Genomic DNA, 20293 nt, shown 5'->3' on the forward strand with positions numbered 1-20293 from the left:
TTTTGAATATTCTAAGATTAGTTGAGAAAATGTATATTAGATTATTTATTATTGTCGCCTTTATTCCATTACAATCTTGTTCCAATACACTAATTGGTGAGAAATTAGAAAAGAGTTTTAATACTATCGATAATCAACCTATTTCGGCATCTCCTGCGAAAGATAATAAGCAAAAAAAATCAAAGGAAATAAAAAAAATCAAGTATAATCAAAGTGATGATGAGAAAAAAAATAAAAATATTAATGGGAATATTTTAAAAGAAAATTCAATATTTAATAAAGATAGATTTAGTCAAAAATCAACTAAATCAATTAAGAAAGTTTTCTTTAATCCACAGCCATATAGAATTATTTTAAAACTTTCAGGCGCAAATCCCTCAGCGCCAGCTGAGACTGTGACCAATGCTTTAAGAAAAGCAGGAGTACAGTTTGAGGTTGAAAAAATTGAACGTTTTGATGAGGGAAAATTAATAAAGGATATAAATATGAAAAAATAAGAATTTTGGACTTAGATAAACCAAACTATTTAAGAAATAGATCTGTTTTTAAAGCTTCTCTTAGTAAAAGGAATGCTTTGAAAATTGTTGAATCCTCCTATTTGGCTGCCGCGACTGCTTTGATTTGGATAGCTCTTTATTATTTGCCAATTGGTGGAGCTATTTTTCGACTTGCATTGCCTTTGCCTCTGGCGCTTCTTCAGATTAGAAGAGGCGTTAAAACTGGCATTGAAGGAGTGATAATTTGTGTAATGTTATTAACTGCTCTAATGGGTCCGCTAAGAGGACCTTTATTGCTTTTCCCGTATGGTTTTCTTTCCTTATGGTTGGGGTATAGTTGGCAAAAAAGATGGAATTGGTGGTTAAGTTGGAGTGTTGGAGTCTTAATTGGAACTATAGGGTTTCTTGTGAGGGTAATTGTTTTATCTACTTTGGTTGGTGAGAATTTATGGGTTATTATTACTCGTGCAGGAGCAGCATTGCTTGAGAGAGGAATAAATATTTTCAATCTTTCTTTTACCCCGGATATGAACCAAGTTCAAATAGTTGCTCTTTTTCTAGTCATAACTCAAGAAATAGTTTACGTGCTTTGCTTGCATGCTTTGGCTTATTGGATTTTTCCTAGACTCAAATCCTCTATGCCTGAGCCTCCTGCTTTACTAGAGAATTTAATTTCTCTAGAATCAAATTGATGAACAATGATTAGAGATAATTACATTTTATTGCCTTCAGGTGTATGGGCTTTTGGAAAAGGGATGTTAGAGCAAAATATTAATGAAAGAGTGACAAGTTGGAATAAGAATATTACGAATACAGCTTTCTTCTTAATTCTTGCAGGATCTCAAACTGCAGAGATTGAGGGAATTTCTTCTGCTGGTTCGACTCCTGTTGCTAGACGTTATACAGCTGTTGCAGATGCTGAACTTTTGTTAAGAGGGCCTATTTCCCCAGTGAAATGCCCTTTGCCTCCTTTGCCCGCAGGTGTATCTCCAGCATTGATTAGCTACGTTGCTTCAAGGTTTTTAAAAATTAAACCAACTATTATTTCAGCTGGGTTGCTACAAAGCCCCTCTTTTAGTCATATGTCCCTTGAGTCGCCTGAAAGAGGTCCTGCTAGATGCTTAAGTTCAGGGAATGCCATGGACATAAATAGAGTAAAACCTTTAATTGATGCCGGTTTTAAAATAGGGAAAAAGTTAAAAAAATCTCTTTTGATTACGGAGTGTGTTCCAGGAGGAACATCTACTGCTTTTGCAGTTCTTTCCGGATTAGGAATAAATGTTAATGGGCTTATAAGCGGAAGTCATAAAAATCCGCCTTCAGAATTGAAAACAAAATTAGTTAATCAAGGATTAAAGGCAGCAAAATTAAATAAGAACCCATCTTCAATTGATCTTATGGCTGCGGTTGGTGATCCATTTCAACCAATTGCAGTTGGTCTCTTAATTGGAGCGAGCGAGTCTGGTCAGGAGATTTTATTAGGAGGAGGTTGTCAGATGTTGGCAGTTTTGGCTTTGGCCTTAAACGAAATTAAACCTGAGTTACGTTCTAAGTTTGTCGAAAAGATTGTAATAGGAACTACATCATGGTTAGTGGATGAGTCGCTGTCTTCTTCAGAAAAAAGAAATTCTTTTATTCATTTAATGAATCATGTTGCTCAGCACTTTAAAGTTAATATTCTGGGATTGGCTAGTGGTTATAGATTTAATGATAGTAATCATAAGGTCCTTCGAGATTATGAGCTTGGCTACATCAAAGAGGGCGTTGGGGCTGGTGCCTTATCATTACTTGCTCAAATTAAGGGGTTGACTCAGAAAGAAATGATTGAAATATGCGATAGAGAAGTTGTTAATTTATTTAAGGTACAAAATGAGAAGACTTTTTGAGATTTAATTAATATGAAAATAAATAAATTTGGAAGAAGAGAGTTTATTAAATATGGATTGATCTCTTCTTTATATCTTTTATCAGGCTGTTCAAAATCTAAAGAGAAATTAGCTTTGAGGGGAATCTCTAGCTGCTTTCCTAGTGAATTTCTTAATAGTTTATCTACAGATTGGGAATTTCTTCCAATCAAACAGATTGAATCAAAGAGCATTTCTTACAATTCTACTTTTCAAGAAAAAACAGATTTATTAGTCCTAAATGATGGTTGGATTTCTCAATTACCTTTCGGTTCACTTCAAGAAATTAACGCATCTAAACTTAGAGATGCTTTTAGTAATAAGGCTACTTCTTTTTTGGACGGCTTAGGTGAGGATTATAAAAATAGAATTTTCCCTTTAGCGGTTAGTCCTTGGGTAATACTTTTTAGAAATGAAGACTCATTAGATTTAATAAATAAGAATTCTTGGGAAGTTCTCTATTCAAGTTCACTCACAAATCAAGTAATCTTTCCTAATAGTCCTTATCTTCTAATTTCTATTTCCCAAAAACTTGGTGCTGTAGATGATTTCTCAAAGATAAAGAATCAAGCCAGGTCATTTGATGATCGCAATGCTTTGAATTGGGTCGTTTCAGGTAAAGCTAATGCAGCAGTTCTACCTTTATCTAGCTGTGTTGATAGCCTTATTAAAGATCCTCGTTTATCAGTTCTTTTACCGCAAGAAGGAAGCCCATTAAATTGGACAGTTCTTGCTTCTCCCTCTATTTCTTCAGAGCCTTTCCCCACTGATTGGTTTGATGTGTTGTGGGGGTCAACTTATTTAAGACGTGTAATAAGAAAAGGTTTTTTACCACCAACAATCTTTTCAAATTTAAGGAATAAAAATATAAATGTCTCTCAGAGAAATCAATCTATCTTTATTCCAGAAGAAAGTGTTTGGAATAAATGTTGGTCATTACCTATGCTGAGCGACGAAGATAAAAAAAATTTAGCTTTGAATTGGAATAGTTCATAAATCCATAAGTAAACTTCATCTGGAATTAAAATAAACTTTTTACAGACATTTTTAATTACCATAACTAGCATTCTAAAAGTTGTAGGTTCAATATGTTTACTGGTTTAATTCAGTCTATTGGGACTATCAAAAAAAATAATCTTGGGGTAGTTATTGATGGATGTAAGCCTTTCTCTCCTGTTAAACTTGGTGATAGTGTCTCTGTGGATGGGGTATGTCTAACAGTCTCTGAATTAATGAATGATTCTTTTGTTGCCAATATAAGTGAAGAGACTCTTAAAAGAACAAATCTTGCGGAAAAAGCTCAAAAAAATGGTTATGTAAATCTAGAGCCAGCTTTACGTCTCTCGGACCGTTTAGGTGGACATATCGTTAGTGGACATATTGACGGAATGGGTGAAATAGTTTTAATTGAAAATTTGAGAAACTCGTGGAATCTAAAAGTATCTTGGGATGATTCGGATTTTTGTAGATATATGTGCGATAAGGCGAGTATTAGTATAAATGGAATAAGTTTAACTATTGCAGAGATATATGATGATGGATGTAAATTTTCAGTAGCTGTAATACCTCATACTTGGACAAATACTTGCTTACAGTTTTTAACAATTGGCGAAAAGGTTAATTTGGAAGTTGATTTGATGGCTAAATATGCAGAAAAGCTTCTAAAAGTAAATCAAAATAATAATTATCTTACGAAAAGAAACCAATTAATTAGTTCCCAGTGGCTTAATGAGCAAGGTTGGAATTGAGCGACTTTAATTTGTTTTGAGAGACTTATTCTTAAAAAATTATTATTTCTTGAGTGGCAATAAACTGATTGCACCTGATTCTTTTCGTACATCAATACGAAATTCTTGCCCAGGTTCAAGACCTAATTTTTTGGTATACGCATGGCCGATAAGAAGATTGCCATTCCCATGAACTTTAGTTCGGAATTCTGCTTGCCTTCCTCTTGAAGATCTATTTCCTGCTCTTCCTGGTCCATTTGAGCGGAGTTTATAACCTTTAGCTTCAACCAGGGCACGATAGAAATTTTTACGTAAAACTCTTCCACTTGGCCCTACGTAACCACATCCTTTAGCAATTTCGTCTTCTGGACGATTGCTCAAAGATCTTGCTTTGTCTAGGAGTTCTTTTCCAACAAGCATTTCAGACTGTTTTAATTAACTGAATTCTGACCAATAAGTGGAATTGTGGCAACAAATTAATTGAAAGTTTCTTTCTTAGTGTCATTATTTACCGCTCAAAGCAGATAAAGGATGATGAATAAAATCACCCAGATCCCATCTACAAAGTGCCAATAGAGTTCTACTGCTTCAAATGGAAACTTATTTTCTCTATTTACTCGACCATTTGGGATACGAGTTTGCCACCAAATAATCATTATCATTATTGATCCAAGCGTTACGTGAAGCCCATGAAAACCTGTTAATGCATAAAAAGTACTTGCAAACAGGTTGTCAGTTAATCCAAAAGGCAAAGTAAAGTATTCAAACATTTGGCTGATTAAAAATGCCACTCCCAACGCACCTGTAATAAGAAGCCATTTTTGACATTGATTCGCTTCTTTTTTTTCTAGAAATTTCCCGGCTCGATGAAAAGTAAAACTACTTACTAGGAGCAAAATTGTATTTAAAGTAGGTAAAGGTAGTTCTAATTCATAAATGGCATCAGGACCTATTGGGTTGACAGCTTTAAAAGTAAGGTATGCCGCAAAAAAACCTGCAAATGTCATTCCGTCAGCAATTAAAAAGGCTATTAACCCAAACAAACGGAAATCTTCATGTTCTTCTTCTAGGTGAATTTTCTCGTTTTCGGAAGATTGCTCTTTTGGTGCTATTGAGGTCATTCTTTTTGCTCCTTAGTTTCATTTGAATCTTTTCTTCCATAACCATATGGTTTAAGAACAAGTGGGGCCTCTCCTTTCCAATTCTCAACAGGAGGAGGCGAACTTGTTAACCACTCAGGAGTAAGTGCATTCCAAGGATTATCACCAGCCTCATCACCATATAGAAAGCTTTGAAAGATATTCCAAAGAAAAGGTAAAGTACTTACAGCCATTATTAAGGCCCCTACGCTACTGATTTGATTGATTATTTGAAATTGTGGATCATATTCAGCAACCCGTCTAGGCATGCCATTTAAGCCTAGCCAATGTTGAGGAGCAAAACAAAGATTAAAGCCAATAAATGTAATGATGAAGTGAAATCTTCCCAAATTTTCATTTAGCATTTTCCCGGTAAATTTTGGGTACCAATGATAAATTGATGAGAAGATAACAAACACAGAGCCTCCATAGACTATGTAATGAAAATGAGCGACCACAAAATAGGTATCGTGTACATGCACATCAAAAGGAACTTGAGCTAATGCAACTCCTGTTATTCCACCTAAAACAAAGTTAATAATAAATCCGCATGAAAATAGCATTGCACCATTAAGTGATATTTTCCCACCCCATAAAGTTGCAACCCAATTAAAAAATTTTATACCTGTTGGTACTGCTATAAAAGCAGTAGCTATTGTGAAAAATAAGCGCATCCATGGAGGAGTTCCACTAGTAAACATATGATGGGCCCATACGACGAGACCTAAAACAACTATTCCCATAATTGAGAAGACCATAGTTGTATAGCCAAAAAGTGGCTTTCTACTATGTATTGGAAGTATTTCACTTACCAGACCAAATGCAGGGAGAACCATGATATAAACAGCTGGATGAGAGTAAAACCAAAAAAGATGTTGATAAACAATTACGTTCCCTCCAAGACTTGGATTAAAGAAACCGGTATGAGCAACTATGTCAAAGCTTAAAAGAATTAGAGTACCAGCAAGAACAGGAGTTGAAAGAACGACAAGAATACTTGTACCAAGCATTGCCCAGCAATACATAGGCAATTGCATTAATTTAAGGCCAGGTCTCCTTAATTTAAGAATGGTTGCTATAAAATTAATACCACCAAAGATTGAGCTCCCACCTAAAAGTAAGACACTTAATATCCAAATAATTTGACCAGCCGCTGGAGTCGTAATGCTTAAAGGGGGATAGGCTGTCCATCCAGATTGCGCAGCACCATTTATGAAATAGCTAGATATCAGCATTAAACCGGAAGGAGGTATTAGCCAAAAAGCAACTGCATTAAGTCTTGGGAAAGCCATGTCTCTGGCCCCAACATAAAAAGGTATTAAATAGTTTCCAAAGGCACCATTTACAACAGGCACGATCCATAAAAAAATCATGATTGTGCCGTGGAGAGTTAGAACTTGGTTGTAGACCTCTCTTGGCATAAAATCTGAGAGTGGACTGATTAGTTCTACTCTTATTGCGCCTGCTAAAGATCCTCCAATCAAATAAAACAAGAAACCACAAACTAAATATTGAAGACCTATGACTTTATGATCAAGGCTAAAACTTAGATATTTGAGCCATCCAGTTGGTTGAAGTTTGTCTGGAGTTGAGTTGTTTGGTTTAAGTGAAATAGTCATGGAATTAAATTGTTTCCTTTGAGTTTTCTCTTAACCAGGTGTCAAAGTCTTCTTGTTCATCAACAACTACGTTAGATCGCATACCACCGTGGTATGGACCACACAATTCTGCACACACAATTGGAAAATTACCTGCTTTTGTTGGCGTAAAATTTAAAATTGTTGGTTGGCCAGGTATGACATCTTGTTTAAGTCTAAATTGAGGCACCCAAAAAGCATGGATTACGTCTTTGGATTCCATTTTTAAACTAATTTCTCTTCCAACAGGAACGTGAAGTTCGCCAGAAATAATATCTTCTTTTGGATAATGAAAGATAAAAGCAAATTGCATTGCAGTTAACTCAATTGGTAATGAAGATGAATTATTTGAATTTTCAATTGGACCAGAACCAATCCCCCCCCAAACCCTTTCTTCTTGATTTCTCATATGAGCACTATGATCGTTCATTAGAGGTTGCATACCACCCATACGATCATAAATATCGTAGCTATATAAACCCACAAATAAAACAACGATTGCAGGGACTGCTGTCCAAAAAATTTCTAGGGTAATATTACCTTCTAAATCTATGCCATCTCCAGTTTCATCAGTCCTTCGACGGAATTGAATGAGACTGTAAATTACTAAAGCGGTCATACCTATGAAAAGTATGGAGCCAATAATGAATAGAACTCGATAAAGTTCATCATAAATAGGAGCATTCAAGCTCGCGCTTGAGGGAAGCATATCAACGTTGTAAGCAATCCAAACCCCTCCTACGCCAAGAATTAAACTTGAAACAAGAGTTAGGATGGCCGAAATTTTCGGCAAGTAGATCTCCCTATCTATTTATAGGTTATGGGTAAATGTAATTAATGTATTCACTAATTGTTAATTCAAGATGAATAATTTTTTTTTAAGAGAATTTTTATGTTGCAGTCCGCTTATTCAGGTGACGTGTGTGAAGTAATCGCTACGTTGGATAAATAATTGTTTTGATGGATCTTTGCCTTCGTGCGGGTTATTTATCAACCAAAGCCTCGATTTAGATTGGGTCAGCTTGCTGCTCACGTGGTCGTTGCACTGATAGCTCTTGTTGTTATTGGAGGGGCAACGAGAGTAATGGAGGCTGGCCTCGCTTGCCCTGATTGGCCTCTTTGTTACGGATCTCTTTTGCCCGGTAGGCAAATGAATTTACAAGTATTCCTCGAATGGTTTCATCGCTTAGATGCTTTTTTTGTAGGAATTATTTTAATTACTCAATTTGCTCTTTCTTTATTTTGGGCAAAATTTTTACCTAAATGGCTTCCTTGGACTTATGGATTCCTAACTCTTTTGGTTGCTTTTCAGGGTTTCTTGGGTGCTTTGACAGTACTTCAGTTATTACCTTCTTTAGTAGTAGTTGCTCATTTAGCTGTCGCATTGACTCTTGTGGCGATCATGAGTGGTGTCACTCAACAATTACTTAATCCTGGAAACTCGATTTTTCCACCTTGGCTGCGTGCACTTGGACTGCTATCTCTTTTTTCTGTAATAAGTCAATCTTTACTTGGTAGCAGGGTGGCAACATCATGGGCTGCTAGAAGATGTTTGGATTTTGGAGATTCTTGCAATCTGTTAGGACTTCATCGAACCAGTGCTATCCCAGTGAGCCTTTTGGTCATTTTATTCGTAATGATTTCATTTACTCAAAGAGATGTTTTTTTTAATCAATGGCCTTATTTTGCCTCGATCATCTTTTTGATACTCTTGCAAATCTTTTTAGGAGTTTTTTCAATTCAACTAGGAATGAGTGAACCTACTCTCATTGTTGGACATCAACTGGTTGCCTGCTTGTTAGTAGCAGTTATATCTGCATTGAATTTTAAAGGCAAAGGAATTGATGGATCTTCGCAATCACTTTTTATAACCGAATCAAATTTGGAGACATGTCATGGTTAGCTCAACATCTGATGCAATAGCACAGCCAATTAATCGTGAGGAAATTGTTCCATCCAGGAAGCGGATTAAATTACCAGCTTGGCTGGAGGTCGCCAAACCAAGATTAATCCCTCTTTTACTTGCTACGACTGTTGGTGGCATGGCTCTTTCGGAGGAATGGCCATTACCCTCTCCTAGATTGGCATGTACTTTAGGTGGAGGCGCACTTGCAGCTGCAGCTGCAGGTGCTCTGAATTGTTTGTGGGAGCAAGATCTTGATAAAAGAATGAAACGTACGAGTGATCGAGCATTACCTTCTGGTCGCCTTTCTCCTTCATCTGTTTTTATTGGAGCAATTGCTTGTACTCTTGCTGCCTCAGTACTTTTGGTAAGTGGCGTTAACTGTTTAGCAGCAGGACTTACTCTTTTGGGACTTTGTAGTTATGTACTACTTTATACAGCTTTCTTAAAACCTCGTACATCTCAAAATATTGTTTTTGGAGGTGTCGCTGGAGCAATTCCTCCATTAGTTGGGGCCTCAGCTGCGGCAGGGCATATCGGATTAGGAGGTTGGTGGCTATTCTCTTTGGTCATGGTATGGACCCCAGCACATTTTTGGGCTCTGGCCATATTGTTAAAAGAGGACTACCGATCTGTAGGGATACCAATGCTTCCAACAGTAAGTGGACCTTTCGTGACTGCTAAAGCTATATCTGTTTATGGTTATCTAACTGTCTGTTTAAGTTTTTTAGGGTGCTTTGTTTTACCTGAAGGAGGTTTGTTGTATGGAATGTTATTACTACCTTATAACTCAAGACTTCTTCAATTGGTTTCAAGATTAAGAGATAATCCAGAGGATTTAGATCGGGCTAAGGGTTTGTTTAGGTGGTCTATTCTTTATATGTTTGGAGTTTGTTTTTTGCTTGTTATTAGTAGATTGCAAGTGTCAATTGTTTTCAATGATCAGTTATTAGAATTAATTCGTCATTTCTACGTAAATCTATTTTAGGTCTGAAAAAAATAAAAATAAAAACTTTATAAACTTATTCTATTCTATTAATTAGAATTTTATTTGAGATATTAGTTTATTTTTTAGGCAGTTCCTTTCTAGATGTTTTTCATTCAACTGAAAGAATTATTTAAGTCGTATGGTCCTGTTAGGGCTTTAAATGGACTTAACCTTAGAGTACCTAAAGGGTCTTTGTATGGTTTATTGGGCCCAAACGGGGCTGGCAAAAGTACTGCTCTTAGAATTATTTCTACTCTTCTTGAGCCTGATTCAGGTGATGTTGAGGTCGCAGGACATAATGCATTACTTGAGGAAAAGGAAACTAGACAAATCTTGGGTTATGTAGCTCAAGAGGTCGCGATCGATAAAATCCTTACAGGAAGAGAGTTACTCCAGCTTCAAGGAGACCTTTATCATCTTGATAAAAACTATAAGAAAAGGAGAATTGAAGAATTAATAGAGAGACTGGAAATGCATGAATGGATTGACAGAAGATGTGGTTCTTTTTCTGGAGGTATGAAAAGAAGACTTGATCTTGCTTCAGGATTGTTACATGAACCAGAATTGCTGATTCTTGATGAACCTACTGTTGGGCTGGATATAGAAAGTCGATCAGTTATTTGGGGATTATTGAAGGAACTTAGAAATAACGAAACGACAATCTTGTTAAGTAGTCATTATCTCGAGGAGGTGGATGAATTGGCAGATGAGATGGCTATTATAGATAAGGGAAAAGTTATAGCTAATGGGAAACCAGATGATTTGAAAAAAGAGCTTGGAGGAGACAGAGTAACGCTTAGGGTTCGGGAGTTCAGTGATGAATTAGAAGCTGAATCAGTAAGGAATTTAATAAAAGATATTCATGGAGTTTCAAATGTTGTTATAAATAAAAAACAAGGATATTCTTTAAATTTTTTAGTTACAAGAAATGAGGTTATATCGAATTTGTCGGATCATCTTATAAAAGAAAATTTTGAAGTATTTGCCCTTTCCCATAGTCGTCCTAGTCTAGACGATGTTTATTTGCAAGCAACTGGAAAAACTCTTATGGATGCAGAATTAGAATTAGCTGGAAAAAGAGATTTTAAGCTTGAGAATAAAAAATCGATGCGTTAATTCTTTGCTTTACTTTTAAATTGCTAAACAAATGACTACTACTAATTCATCACTTCATCAAAAAAAGCAGTCTAGAGATGATTTAAATGAAATTTTTCAAGAGATTTATGCTTTAACTTGGAGGCTTTTTATTCAATTAATTCGACGCCCTTCAACGTTATTGGCAGGTGTTCTTCAACCTTTGATATGGCTTTTACTTTTTGCAGCATTATTCTCTAAAGCTCCAATAAATTTTTTACCTGGGAACAGTAGCTATGGGGAGTTTCTCGGCGCAGGCTTAATTGTATTTACTGCCTTTAGTGGAGCTCTTAATGCTGGACTCCCAGTGATGTTTGATAGAGAATTTGGTTTTCTTAATCGACTTTTAGTTGCCCCATTGAGGAGTAGAAGTTCAATAGTAATTTCTTCTGTGATCTACATTACAACGATTAGCCTTTTTCAGAGTTTTGCAATAATGGCAACTTCAGCCCTCTTGGGTTATGGCTGGCCAAGTCTGGGTGGCTTTGTTCTCATAGCCATAACCTTATTGCTGTTGGTATTTGCAATAACTGGCTTAAGTCTTGGCTTGGCATTTGTATTGCCAGGACATATAGAATTAATTGCAATTATTTTTATTGCTAATCTTCCAGTACTTTTTGCTAGCACAGCATTGGCCCCTATCTCTTTTATGCCTGAATGGCTTGGATGGATAGCATCAATCAACCCACTAACATTTGCGATTGAACCAATACGCATGGCTTACCAAGATTCTGTTGATCTGAAAGCTGTTTTAATTACTGCTCCTTATGGGGAAGTAAATGGATATACTTGCCTTGCTATTTTATTTATTCTTACAGTTGGATTGTTTTTTCTTATCAGACCTCTTTTAAATCGCAAACTTGCTTGATAATCTTAATTTAGCGATCTGAAGAATCTTGGAGTCTCGAAAGTATCAATTACAAAAACAAATTATAGAGGCTTTAGAGGCTAATGATAATGATCTATATTCTCTATTGAAATCTCAATGGGCACATCGCTTTGGAGTGGAAAGTTTGGAAGAATTGAAAAATCTAGATTTAAACCAGGTTAATCAAAATCCGGGCAATGAAGATAACCAAAAAGTTGATCAAGGAGCTGATTGTATTTTGGAGGGGGTTCAATCAATTTCAAAAAAAGAAGATGATAATCAGAAAAAAGAAATCACAATAGAAAATAATCAAGTAATTGAGTCAGTTGAGGTTGGTAAAAAAGAATCTTTTGAGAATCAATCATATGAAATACTTGATACAAAAAATAATATGAATACAAATAGTATTCCTCACCCAGCAATAGAATACAAAAAAACACCAGAGGTAAAAGCTTTAATTCCTTTACCCCCTAAACCCAAATATAGTTACCTCAAGAAGTGGTTGTTTAGAAATTAATTCATAACTTTTTTAAGAATTTTTATACATCTTATTTACAAAGAGTAGAAATTATATTTTTACTTTTACATCATTCCTGGCATACCCATTCCACCCATTCCACCCATTCCACCCATTCCACCCATTCCACCCATTCCACCCATTCCACCCATTGGGTCTCCACCTTCGCCACCAGGAACAGATGGTGGCTCAGGTTTGTCGGCTATAACAACTTCAGTTGTGATTAGCAGAGAGGCTATTGATACAGCATCTTGAAGAGCAAGTCGTATTACTTTTGCAGCGTCTAAGATCCCAGCTTCGAGTAAATCTTCATACTCCCCAGTTTGTGCATTGAAGCCTTTTCCTAAACGCTTAATATCTGACACAACCACATCCCCATTAAATCCAGCATTTATTGCTATTTGTTTAGTTGGCGCAGTTAAAGCTCTTTTTATAATTTCAATACCAGTTTTTTGATCACCCTCTAAATTTTTAGCTAAATCTTCAAGTCCCTCACTGAGTTCTAAAAGAGTCGTTCCACCACCTGCAACAATACCTTCCTCAATAGCTGCACGAGTTGCATTAAGAGCATCCTCAATTCTTAGCTTTCTATTCTTTAATTCAGTTTCAGTTGGCGCACCAACTTTGATGACAGCAACTCCCCCAGCAAGCTTCGCTATTCTTTCATTTAATTTTTCTTGATCATATTCCGAATCTGTTTCGTCTAGCTCTCTTTTGATTGAAGCGATTCGATTAGCTAATTCGGAATTTTGATTGTCATTTGCAACTATTGTTGTGCTGTCTTTTGTGATTGTAACTCGTCTCGCTTGTCCTAAATCGGATATTTGTACTTTTTCGAGACTCATAGCTTTATCTTCGCTAATTAATGTGCCTCCAGTAAGTACTGCAATATCTCCCAAAGCAGCTTTTCTTCTCTCTCCGAAGGAAGGTGCTCTAACTGCGGCCACTTGGAGCACACCACGGTTTTTATTAACTACCAAAGTTGCTAATGCCTCCCCCTCTACTTCTTCGGCAAGAATTATCAGGGGTGTTCCGTTCTTTTGAACAGTTTCAAGAACAGGAATAAGATCAGCAATAGATGAAATCTTTTTATCAGTAATTAATATTGATGGATTTTCAAATTCACAAATTAATCGCTCTTCATCGGTAACAAAATATGGTGAGCTATAACCTCTGTCAAATGCCATACCTTCTGTGATATCTAATTCAGTAGCAAGAGATTTGGACTCTTCTACTGTTATTACCCCGTCAAAACTTACTTTTTCGATAGCATCTGCAATCATTAAACCTATTTCTTCATCACCACCTGCGCTGACAGTCGCTACTTGTTTGATAGCGTCACCACTCACTGATTTACTTCTTTTCTTGAGACTATCAACTATTTGGGCTACAGCCTTTTCCATACCTCGTCTTAATTCTATTGGACTTGCTCCCGCTGCAGTATTTCTAAGTCCTTCTTGAACCATGAATTGAGCTAGAACAGTTGCTGTTGTAGTACCATCTCCAGCTTTTTCCTTTGTTTTTGAGGCAACTTGTTCAATGAGCTTTGCGCCTATATTTTCAAAAGGATCATCGAGTTCTATTTCTTTAGCGATAGTTACTCCATCATTGACAATATCTGGGGCCCCGAATTTCTTTTCAATTACTACATTTCTTCCTTTAGGTCCAATCGTGACTTTTAGAGCATTTGCTAAATTGTTAACTCCTTTTTCTAGAGCGCCGCGAGATTCGTCTGAAAAACTTAGTAGTTTGGCCATATTTAATTTGAATTAAACTTAATCTCCCACAAGAAACACACATTAGGGGAGGCTGAATAAGTGGGGAAAGCCGAATGATAATTGAGGAATTTTTCCCAATTTTTCTAGAAGGTAGTTAGTGTCAACTTATGAATGATCCAGGAGCTTTATTTTTTATTCTCATGGCTGGGTTGGCCGGAACTATGACCTTGATTTATTTCCCTTTGAGGATATTTCTTACAGCCACAGCAAGAAGTAGAAGATTAAAACTTTTACAACGTATTCGTAGATTGAGAGATGAATTAGGTCAACCTATTGAAAATTGATATTCTCTCAATTCATTAGTTACCACTCTGGCGACATGAAAAGTAAATACCAAAAACAAGAATTGATTTTGGATTAAAGTTATTGATCGAGTTAGCAATCCAATCTTTTGTATGAGTTATGTCAGGGTTTAAATATCGCTTAGTGACTACCATAAAGATTAAAAAATGTTCCTTATCAGTTCATCTAATTAAAATTTGTTTTTTGCCTAGGATCAAAGTAAGGGCTGACGTCTTTTCCCAAGCTTTTGCTGGATTATTTGATGTTTCTTCCGTGGGGATTAGCTCATTACCATTCCACCATCAACTTGAATTGTTTGACCTGTGATGTAAGCAGCCGCTGGATCTGCGGCTAAAAATCTAACTGCTCCTGCAACGTCTTCTGGTTTCCCAAATCTTCCAAGTGGTATGGCAGATAGTATTGCGTCGCTATTTAAATCCTTTGTCATATCTGTGGAAATAAAACCTGGAGCGACTGCATTGACAGTTATGCCTCTACTTGCAAATTCCTTAGCAGCACTTTGTGTTAATCCAACTACTCCTGCCTTGGCTGCAGAATAATTAGCCTGTCCTGGGTTACCCATTAATCCAACTACAGAAGTTATATTGATAATCCTTCCACTTTTTTGTTTTAACATTTGCCTAGATACTGCTCTTGTGCAATAAAAAACACCGCTCAAGTTCAGGTCCAATACATTCTGCCAATCTTCAGTTTTCATTCTCATAAGAAGACCATCTTTAGTTATTCCTGCGTTATTAATCAGAACATCAATTTTATTATTTTTATCTAAAACTGTTTTTATTAATTCATTTACTGAGTTTTCATTAGAAATATCTGCTTGAAGAGGGTATGCCTTGCCCCCAAAAGAGCTTATTTCAGAAACTACTTTATTCGCGCTTTCTAGGGAGGAAGAATAATTTACGATTACTTCTGCTCCTTCCTGTGCTAAAGATATTGCAATTGCCTTACCAATCCCTCTACTAGCGCCAGTTACAAGTGCAGTTTTTCCTTCTAATGATTTTGATGATTTCATAATCATATGATTTTTAAATAGTTAGAGTCGATACTGAATTTATTTAACTTACTATTTATTTACTTGATTTTTGAAAAGACTTTAAGTTCAGGTATGAAAATAGTTATTTCTACTGGTCGAATATATTAAATAAATAATCGATGTAGAGGAATCAGTCGTGCATTTGTTAATTGCTGCTGCAGGAAGTGGAAGTCGAATGGGTGCTGATAGAAACAAGCTCCTTTTAAAGGTTGCAGGTAAAACGGTTTTAGAGTGGACTTTGAAAGCAGCTTTTGCCTCTAAATCAATAAATTGGATTGGAATTATTGGACAGCCCAAAGATAAAAGATCTATTTGTTCAATTATTAGTGACCCATTGAAGTCAGTTACATGGATAAATGGAGGATCAACAAGACAGCAGTCTGTTCAGTTAGGACTGTCAGCGCTTCCCGATGATGCTCAGTCTGTGCTGATTCATGATGGGGCAAGATGTTTGGTGAGACCTGTTGTTTTTGATGATATTGCGAAGATTGTTTCTAGTGGACAGGCAGTTATTGCAGCTTCACAAGTTACTGACACAATAAAAAAGGTTGATAAAGATGGAAAGATTATTGAGAGCCCTCCTCGCTCAGATCTATGGGCAGCGCAGACTCCACAGGGCTTTTCAGTAAATAAACTTAAGCATGCACATAACGAAGCAATTGCTAAAGGATGGAATGTAACCGATGATGCATCTTTATTCGAAAGAGTGGGATTACCAGTAAAAATTTATGATGCAGGAGCATCAAATATTAAAGTGACAACTCCATTCGATCTCATAATTGCGGAGTCTTTGCTGTCTTCTACAAAAGACTAAGTGTTCCTTTGTTACCATTTAAGATCGCTTGGCTGCCTAGTGGAAGGGATGCATTCCCGTGACAGTGACCAATTGGTAAATTTGAGATTATCGGGATTTTAAGATCTTTTGTTCGATCTTTGAAAATATCAATTAGCTCAAATGATTTTCTCTTATCTAGGTCATTATCGTTTTCACAATAAGAAAATGAACCGAAACCTAATCCAGATAATTGTTGTAGAATCCCCGCCAATCTTAAGTGAGTTAGCATCCTGTCAATTCTGTAGGGAGCTTCTCCAATGTCTTCGATGATTAAAATTGATTTTTTAAAAATTGGGAGATGTACTGTACCAATTAAGTGAGTCAGAACAGTTAGGTTGCCAACAATTAGGTGCCCCTTAGAGATCCCTCCTCCCCATGGGTCTCCATAAATATCTGGTACACAATTGCCAAACAAAATTGATTTAAGCCTATCTTTACTCCAGTCTGGTTCAGAACCCAACGTTGTAATAAGTGGACCATGCACTCCTCCTTGAAATCCACCTGCTAGCCGTGCAAGAAGTATTGAAGTTAAATCAGAAAAACCTATCATCCAACCTTCCTTCCATGGTTGTCTTTTCTCTAGTAATCTTGCTGATCCCCACCCACCTCTAGCAAAAGCCAAGAGAGGGTAATGGTTTTTTGGGTGCAATTCATTAAATCTAACTTCATCATTACCCGCTAAATAGCCCCATGACCTATCTATTAAATTGATTTGATTGCATATTAATCCCCACTCCTCAAGGACTTTGACCCCAGAGTAAAGATCATCTTTGTTACTTATTGGCGAACTTGCGGCAACTATGTGAAAAAGATCACCTTTTTTTAAAGGATCAGTCATTTGCAAATCTTCCTAAAGAAATTGTCATCGCTTAAAAAAGTTTGCTTAAGATCATGCCTAGAAGTAATAAACTGCTAAGTCTCACTTGATTGCTGAAATGTAAACCTGAAGTCTTAATACCTTTTGATCTTGAACTTAATAAGAAAACCTCTCGTTGCATTCCTGCAGAAGTTATCAACCAAAAAGGCCAAAATATTAATTCTAAATTTGCGTTGAAAGCTGCAAGAGCTAGAAAAAAACATGTTAAAACATAGCAAAAAGAAACTGTTTGTATTGATTTTTTTCCAAGACTGATCGCACTACTATTTAGACCAATTCTTTTGTCTTCAATTTCATCTGCCATTGCATACACAGTATCAAAACCGAAAGTCCAAAAAATAGTTGCAAGCCAACAAAATAATAATGGTACGCCTCCTGCTAAAGAAGATTCGCTTGCTGCCCAGGGGATGAGAACTGAAAACCCCCAGCAAATAGAAAGAATAAGTTGGGGATATTTATACCATCTTTTTGCTGAAGGATAAAAGAGAATAAAAGGTAATGATAATGAGGCAAGTAGAAGGCATAAATTTCTACTTTCATGTGGGATTGAAAGAACTATAAAAAGACTAAAAAATAACATTAAAATAAGTATTATCCATGCAGCTTTTGCAGATAGTTTGCCATTTGCCAATGGTCTCTCTTTTGTCCTTATTACTTTCTTGTCAAACTTTCTGTCCCAAATATCATTAGCGATACATCCTGCACCGCTTACAAATAATCCACCTAGGATTGTGATTCCCAAAATGAATAAAGAAGGTGGGGCTGTGGGAGTTAACCAAAGAGACCAGCCAGCTGGGATAAGAAGAATCAATCTTCCGCTGGGTTTGTTCCATCTAAGAAGTTGAAAACAATATCTAATTTTTTGGATAAGAAGATTATTCACGAAAATTCAAATTGATAATGATTTATAAGGCCTTCTCAATGGGGTGCTGAGAGTGTCAGAGTATTGAGGTTCAACCTATTCATTTATGTTAGGTGACTCAATAAATAATTCCTTTGAAAGGAATTCTATTGAATTGGATCTTGGCGAAAATCAAGATGCTGAATTATGCCGTGTTGCAACAATTGACATTGGCACCAACTCAACTCATTTGTTAATTGCAAGGCTTGAGCGAAAATTAAATACTTTTAGTATTGAACTTGCAGAGAAATCAACAACACGATTAGGAGAAAGAGATCCTCAGACTGGAGAACTTACCTCCCTAGCGATGAACAGAGCTTTTTTAACATTAAAGAGGTTTAAGGATTTATCAGAGAGTTATAAGGTTGATAGTCTTATTACTGCTGCTACAAGTGCGGTTAGAGAAGCACCAAATGGGAAAACCTTTATTTCTGAAATAAAAAAGAAGATAGGATTAGATGTTGAATTGATAAGCGGAGCAGAAGAAGCAAGATTGATTTATCTAGGTGTACTTTCAGGGATGCAATTTGGAAATAAACCTCATCTCGTTCTAGATATTGGAGGAGGTTCTACAGAATTAATCCTTGCTGATAGTTCTGAGGCCAGAGCATTAACAAGTACAAAGATTGGAGCAGTAAGATTACAAAGAGAATTTATTAAAAAAGATCCAATATCCTCTCAAACTGAATTATTTCTCCGGTCTTTTATCAGAGGCTCCATGGAGTCTGCAATTGATAAAGTATCTAAGAGGATTGAAGTAGGAGATACACCAGTTTTAGTCGCAACTAGTGGAACTGCCATGGCTATTGGTGCATTGATATCTAATAAAGAAAATCATATGCAATCAAAATTACAAGGATATAAAATTCAAAAAAATAATCTGGATATGATTGTTAGTCAATTAGTAAAAATGACACCTTCCGAACGGAGTGAATTATCGTCATTAAGTGAAAGAAGATCTGAAATAATTGTCCCCGGGGCATTGATTTTACAAACAATAATGAATATGGTTAATGTTAATGAAATTATTTTAAGTGAGAGAGCTCTTAGGGAAGGATTAGTTGTTGATTGGATGTGTCGAAATAATTATTTAAAAGATCAGTTGAGCTTTCAAGGCTCAATAAGAGAAAGAACAGTTATTCATCAATCAAAAAGATTTGGTGTTAATCCAAAACGATCAAAAAGTGTATCAGAATGTGCCCTTGTTTTTTATGATTATACTAAAGGGATTTTGCATAATGATAATGGGGAAGGTAAAGAACTTTTGTGGGCAGCAGCTAGACTTCATGCCTGTGGAAAACATATCAATATAAGTGCCTATCATAAGCATTCGTGGTATTTAATTAAAAATGGAGAACTCTTAGGTTATTCCCAAAGTGAGCATTTGATGGTGGCGGCTATTGCAAGGTATCACAGGAAAAGTTTTCCAAAAAAAAGACATGAATCTTGGCAATTATTAGTCGATGATAGTCAAAGAAACTTGGTTGCAGACATGTCTTTACTTCTTCGTCTCTCATGCTCTTTGGATAGAAGACCAGAACCTTTGATATCAAAGATAGTTATTGAGGCTAATAATAAAAAAGTTAATATAGAGCTAATTCCTAAGGACTTAGGTCAAAATTTGGATCTTGAGAAATGGAGCTTAAATAAGGCAATTTCACTAATTAAGAAAATTAAGGATGTTGATATAAACATCCTTTAAGAAGAAACCTTTTTGTCTAATAAAAAGATATCACTTCGCTGCGGATTAATCGAATTATCTTGCACTCCTTGAATATATTTTAATAGCATAATTGAAGTAAATAATCCTAAAGCACCCGATACAATTACCATGCTCAGTGGATTGAAATCTCTATTTTTTCTAGTATTTTTCTTCTTAATCACAGCACTAAGTTTAGGGGCATTGTTTTTCTTTTCATTAAGTTCTTCAAGAATAAAACTTGTATCTAAGTTCAATTTCTCGGCAATTCTTCGAACCATTGCTCTAATAAAAACTTTTTCAGGAAGTGCGCTTTCATCACCTGATTCAAGTGCAATCAATTGTTCTTGCCCAATTCTAAGCGAGGAAGATAGATCCTCTACTGAAAGATTTCTACCTTGTCGGGCTTCCTTGAGAAACTCACCAACAGTTCGTAATGCGGATTTTTTATTTGCGATATGAGAACTATCGCTTTTTCTTTCATCACTTTTTTCCAATTAAAAACCTTTTGGTTATTAAATTTATTCTAAAGGATCTGTAAAGTCATTTGTCT

22 protein-coding genes are annotated in these 20293 nt (G+C 36.1%); 13 read left to right on the forward strand and 9 right to left on the reverse strand.

Going from position 1 to position 20293, the window contains the following annotated elements:
• Positions 1-2: 2 nt before the first annotated feature.
• From AC6EJB_RS10415 to AC6EJB_RS10435, 5 genes are all read left to right on the forward strand, one after another.
• Complete coding sequence (locus AC6EJB_RS10415; RefSeq protein ID WP_498491405.1) at positions 3-497, forward strand: hypothetical protein; 495 nt, start codon at positions 3-5, stop codon at positions 495-497.
• Between the two features lie 5 nt (positions 498-502).
• Positions 503-1189 (forward strand): DUF2232 domain-containing protein, encoded by a 687-nt coding sequence (locus AC6EJB_RS10420; protein ID WP_498491407.1) that lies wholly within the window; start codon positions 503-505, stop codon positions 1187-1189.
• Between the two features lie 6 nt (positions 1190-1195).
• Complete coding sequence (locus AC6EJB_RS10425) at positions 1196-2383, forward strand: nicotinate-nucleotide--dimethylbenzimidazole phosphoribosyltransferase (protein WP_498491408.1); 1188 nt, start codon at positions 1196-1198, stop codon at positions 2381-2383.
• Positions 2384-2395: 12 nt separating this feature from the next.
• The gene (locus AC6EJB_RS10430) at positions 2396-3397 is read left to right on the forward strand and encodes a type 2 periplasmic-binding domain-containing protein (RefSeq protein WP_498491410.1); all 1002 of its coding nucleotides are present in this window, start codon (positions 2396-2398) and stop codon (positions 3395-3397) included.
• A 92-nt stretch (positions 3398-3489) separates the two neighbouring features.
• Positions 3490-4149, forward strand: coding sequence for a riboflavin synthase (locus AC6EJB_RS10435; RefSeq protein WP_498491412.1), 660 nt, complete (start codon positions 3490-3492; stop codon positions 4147-4149).
• A gap of 42 nt (positions 4150-4191) precedes the next feature.
• On the opposite strand, the gene AC6EJB_RS10440 is transcribed toward AC6EJB_RS10435, so the two are convergent.
• The 4 genes from AC6EJB_RS10440 to AC6EJB_RS10455 form a co-directional block, all read right to left on the reverse strand.
• Complete coding sequence (locus AC6EJB_RS10440) at positions 4192-4548, reverse strand: AbrB family transcriptional regulator (RefSeq protein WP_498491414.1); 357 nt, start codon at positions 4546-4548, stop codon at positions 4192-4194.
• A gap of 95 nt (positions 4549-4643) precedes the next feature.
• Complete coding sequence (locus tag AC6EJB_RS10445) at positions 4644-5249, reverse strand: cytochrome c oxidase subunit 3 (RefSeq protein ID WP_498491415.1); 606 nt, start codon at positions 5247-5249, stop codon at positions 4644-4646.
• Complete coding sequence (gene ctaD, locus AC6EJB_RS10450; protein WP_498491416.1) at positions 5246-6886, reverse strand: cytochrome c oxidase subunit I; 1641 nt, start codon at positions 6884-6886, stop codon at positions 5246-5248. Before ctaD ends, AC6EJB_RS10445 begins: the two co-directional genes overlap by 4 nt.
• A gap of 4 nt (positions 6887-6890) precedes the next feature.
• Entirely contained in the window at positions 6891-7697 is an 807-nt protein-coding gene (locus tag AC6EJB_RS10455) for a cytochrome c oxidase subunit II (protein WP_498491418.1), read from the reverse strand.
• Positions 7698-7880: 183 nt separating this feature from the next.
• Between AC6EJB_RS10455 and AC6EJB_RS10460 the strand changes: the two genes are divergently transcribed.
• The 5 genes from AC6EJB_RS10460 (at position 7881) to AC6EJB_RS10480 (ending at position 12314) form a co-directional block, all read left to right on the forward strand.
• On the forward strand, positions 7881-8807 hold the full coding sequence (locus AC6EJB_RS10460) for a COX15/CtaA family protein (RefSeq protein WP_498491420.1): 927 nt from the start codon (positions 7881-7883) through the stop codon (positions 8805-8807).
• Positions 8800-9795 (forward strand): heme o synthase, encoded by a 996-nt coding sequence (locus AC6EJB_RS10465; protein ID WP_498491421.1) that lies wholly within the window; start codon positions 8800-8802, stop codon positions 9793-9795. The genes AC6EJB_RS10460 and AC6EJB_RS10465 overlap by 8 nt, the downstream gene beginning before the upstream one ends.
• Before the next feature lie 102 nt (positions 9796-9897).
• Entirely contained in the window at positions 9898-10911 is a 1014-nt protein-coding gene (locus tag AC6EJB_RS10470; RefSeq protein WP_498491422.1) for an ABC transporter ATP-binding protein, read from the forward strand.
• A 31-nt stretch (positions 10912-10942) separates the two neighbouring features.
• Entirely contained in the window at positions 10943-11797 is an 855-nt protein-coding gene (locus AC6EJB_RS10475) for an ABC transporter permease (RefSeq protein WP_498491423.1), read from the forward strand.
• 28 nt (positions 11798-11825) lie between these two features.
• Entirely contained in the window at positions 11826-12314 is a 489-nt protein-coding gene (locus AC6EJB_RS10480; RefSeq protein ID WP_498491424.1) for a hypothetical protein, read from the forward strand.
• 65 nt (positions 12315-12379) lie between these two features.
• On the opposite strand, the gene groL is transcribed toward AC6EJB_RS10480, so the two are convergent.
• A complete protein-coding gene (gene groL, locus AC6EJB_RS10485) occupies positions 12380-14071 on the reverse strand; it encodes a chaperonin GroEL (protein WP_498491425.1) in 1692 nt (563 codons plus the stop codon).
• A gap of 128 nt (positions 14072-14199) precedes the next feature.
• On the opposite strand from groL, the gene AC6EJB_RS10490 reads away from it, so the two are divergent.
• Positions 14200-14376: a hypothetical protein gene (locus AC6EJB_RS10490; protein WP_498491426.1), complete on the forward strand. Its 177-nt coding sequence runs from the start codon at positions 14200-14202 to the stop codon at positions 14374-14376.
• Positions 14377-14654: 278 nt separating this feature from the next.
• Here the strand turns inward: AC6EJB_RS10490 and fabG are convergent, their stop codons facing one another.
• On the reverse strand, positions 14655-15407 hold the full coding sequence (gene fabG / locus AC6EJB_RS10495; RefSeq protein WP_498491427.1) for a 3-oxoacyl-[acyl-carrier-protein] reductase: 753 nt from the start codon (positions 15405-15407) through the stop codon (positions 14655-14657).
• Positions 15408-15564: 157 nt separating this feature from the next.
• Here fabG and ispD point away from each other — a divergent pair, with 157 nt between their 5' ends.
• Positions 15565-16242 (forward strand): 2-C-methyl-D-erythritol 4-phosphate cytidylyltransferase, encoded by a 678-nt coding sequence (gene ispD, locus AC6EJB_RS10500; protein WP_498491428.1) that lies wholly within the window; start codon positions 15565-15567, stop codon positions 16240-16242.
• Here the strand turns inward: ispD and AC6EJB_RS10505 are convergent.
• Positions 16229-17101 carry a S66 peptidase family protein gene (locus tag AC6EJB_RS10505; RefSeq protein ID WP_498491429.1) on the reverse strand — a complete coding sequence of 291 codons (873 nt, stop codon included), beginning with the start codon at positions 17099-17101 and terminating at the stop codon, positions 16229-16231. The genes ispD and AC6EJB_RS10505 overlap by 14 nt on opposite strands.
• Before the next feature lie 31 nt (positions 17102-17132).
• Positions 17133-17999 carry a 4-hydroxybenzoate polyprenyltransferase gene (locus AC6EJB_RS10510; RefSeq protein WP_498493042.1) on the reverse strand — a complete coding sequence of 289 codons (867 nt, stop codon included), beginning with the start codon at positions 17997-17999 and terminating at the stop codon, positions 17133-17135.
• 109 nt (positions 18000-18108) lie between these two features.
• Between AC6EJB_RS10510 and AC6EJB_RS10515 the strand changes: the two genes are divergently transcribed.
• Positions 18109-19743 (forward strand): Ppx/GppA phosphatase family protein, encoded by a 1635-nt coding sequence (locus AC6EJB_RS10515; RefSeq protein WP_498491430.1) that lies wholly within the window; start codon positions 18109-18111, stop codon positions 19741-19743.
• On the opposite strand, the gene AC6EJB_RS10520 is transcribed toward AC6EJB_RS10515, so the two are convergent.
• Positions 19740-20237, reverse strand: coding sequence for a helix-turn-helix domain-containing protein (locus tag AC6EJB_RS10520; protein ID WP_498491431.1), 498 nt, complete (start codon positions 20235-20237; stop codon positions 19740-19742). The genes AC6EJB_RS10515 and AC6EJB_RS10520 overlap by 4 nt on opposite strands.
• Positions 20238-20293 lie beyond the last annotated feature (56 nt).

The sequence above is a fragment of the Prochlorococcus sp. G4PB17 genome (assembly GCF_059772445.1).

Bases quoted from the DNA above. Each gene is read 5' to 3' on its own strand.
- fabG (WP_498491427.1), bottom strand. From the start codon at position 15,407: ATGAAATCATCAAAATCATTAGAAGGAAAAACTGCACTTGTAACTGGC.
- AC6EJB_RS10515 (WP_498491430.1), top strand. From the start codon at position 18,109: ATGTTAGGTGACTCAATAAATAATTCCTTTGAAAGGAATTCTATTGAA.
- ctaD (WP_498491416.1), bottom strand. From the start codon at position 6,886: ATGACTATTTCACTTAAACCAAACAACTCAACTCCAGACAAACTTCAA.
- AC6EJB_RS10470 (WP_498491422.1), top strand. From the start codon at position 9,898: ATGTTTTTCATTCAACTGAAAGAATTATTTAAGTCGTATGGTCCTGTT.
- AC6EJB_RS10445 (WP_498491415.1), bottom strand. From the start codon at position 5,249: ATGACCTCAATAGCACCAAAAGAGCAATCTTCCGAAAACGAGAAAATT.
- AC6EJB_RS10440 (WP_498491414.1), bottom strand. From the start codon at position 4,548: ATGCTTGTTGGAAAAGAACTCCTAGACAAAGCAAGATCTTTGAGCAAT.
- AC6EJB_RS10430 (WP_498491410.1), top strand. From the start codon at position 2,396: ATGAAAATAAATAAATTTGGAAGAAGAGAGTTTATTAAATATGGATTG.
- AC6EJB_RS10475 (WP_498491423.1), top strand. From the start codon at position 10,943: ATGACTACTACTAATTCATCACTTCATCAAAAAAAGCAGTCTAGAGAT.
- AC6EJB_RS10505 (WP_498491429.1), bottom strand. From the start codon at position 17,101: ATGACTGATCCTTTAAAAAAAGGTGATCTTTTTCACATAGTTGCCGCA.
- AC6EJB_RS10490 (WP_498491426.1), top strand. From the start codon at position 14,200: ATGAATGATCCAGGAGCTTTATTTTTTATTCTCATGGCTGGGTTGGCC.
- groL (WP_498491425.1), bottom strand. From the start codon at position 14,071: ATGGCCAAACTACTAAGTTTTTCAGACGAATCTCGCGGCGCTCTAGAA.
- AC6EJB_RS10465 (WP_498491421.1), top strand. From the start codon at position 8,800: ATGGTTAGCTCAACATCTGATGCAATAGCACAGCCAATTAATCGTGAG.
- AC6EJB_RS10425 (WP_498491408.1), top strand. From the start codon at position 1,196: ATGATTAGAGATAATTACATTTTATTGCCTTCAGGTGTATGGGCTTTT.
- AC6EJB_RS10435 (WP_498491412.1), top strand. From the start codon at position 3,490: ATGTTTACTGGTTTAATTCAGTCTATTGGGACTATCAAAAAAAATAAT.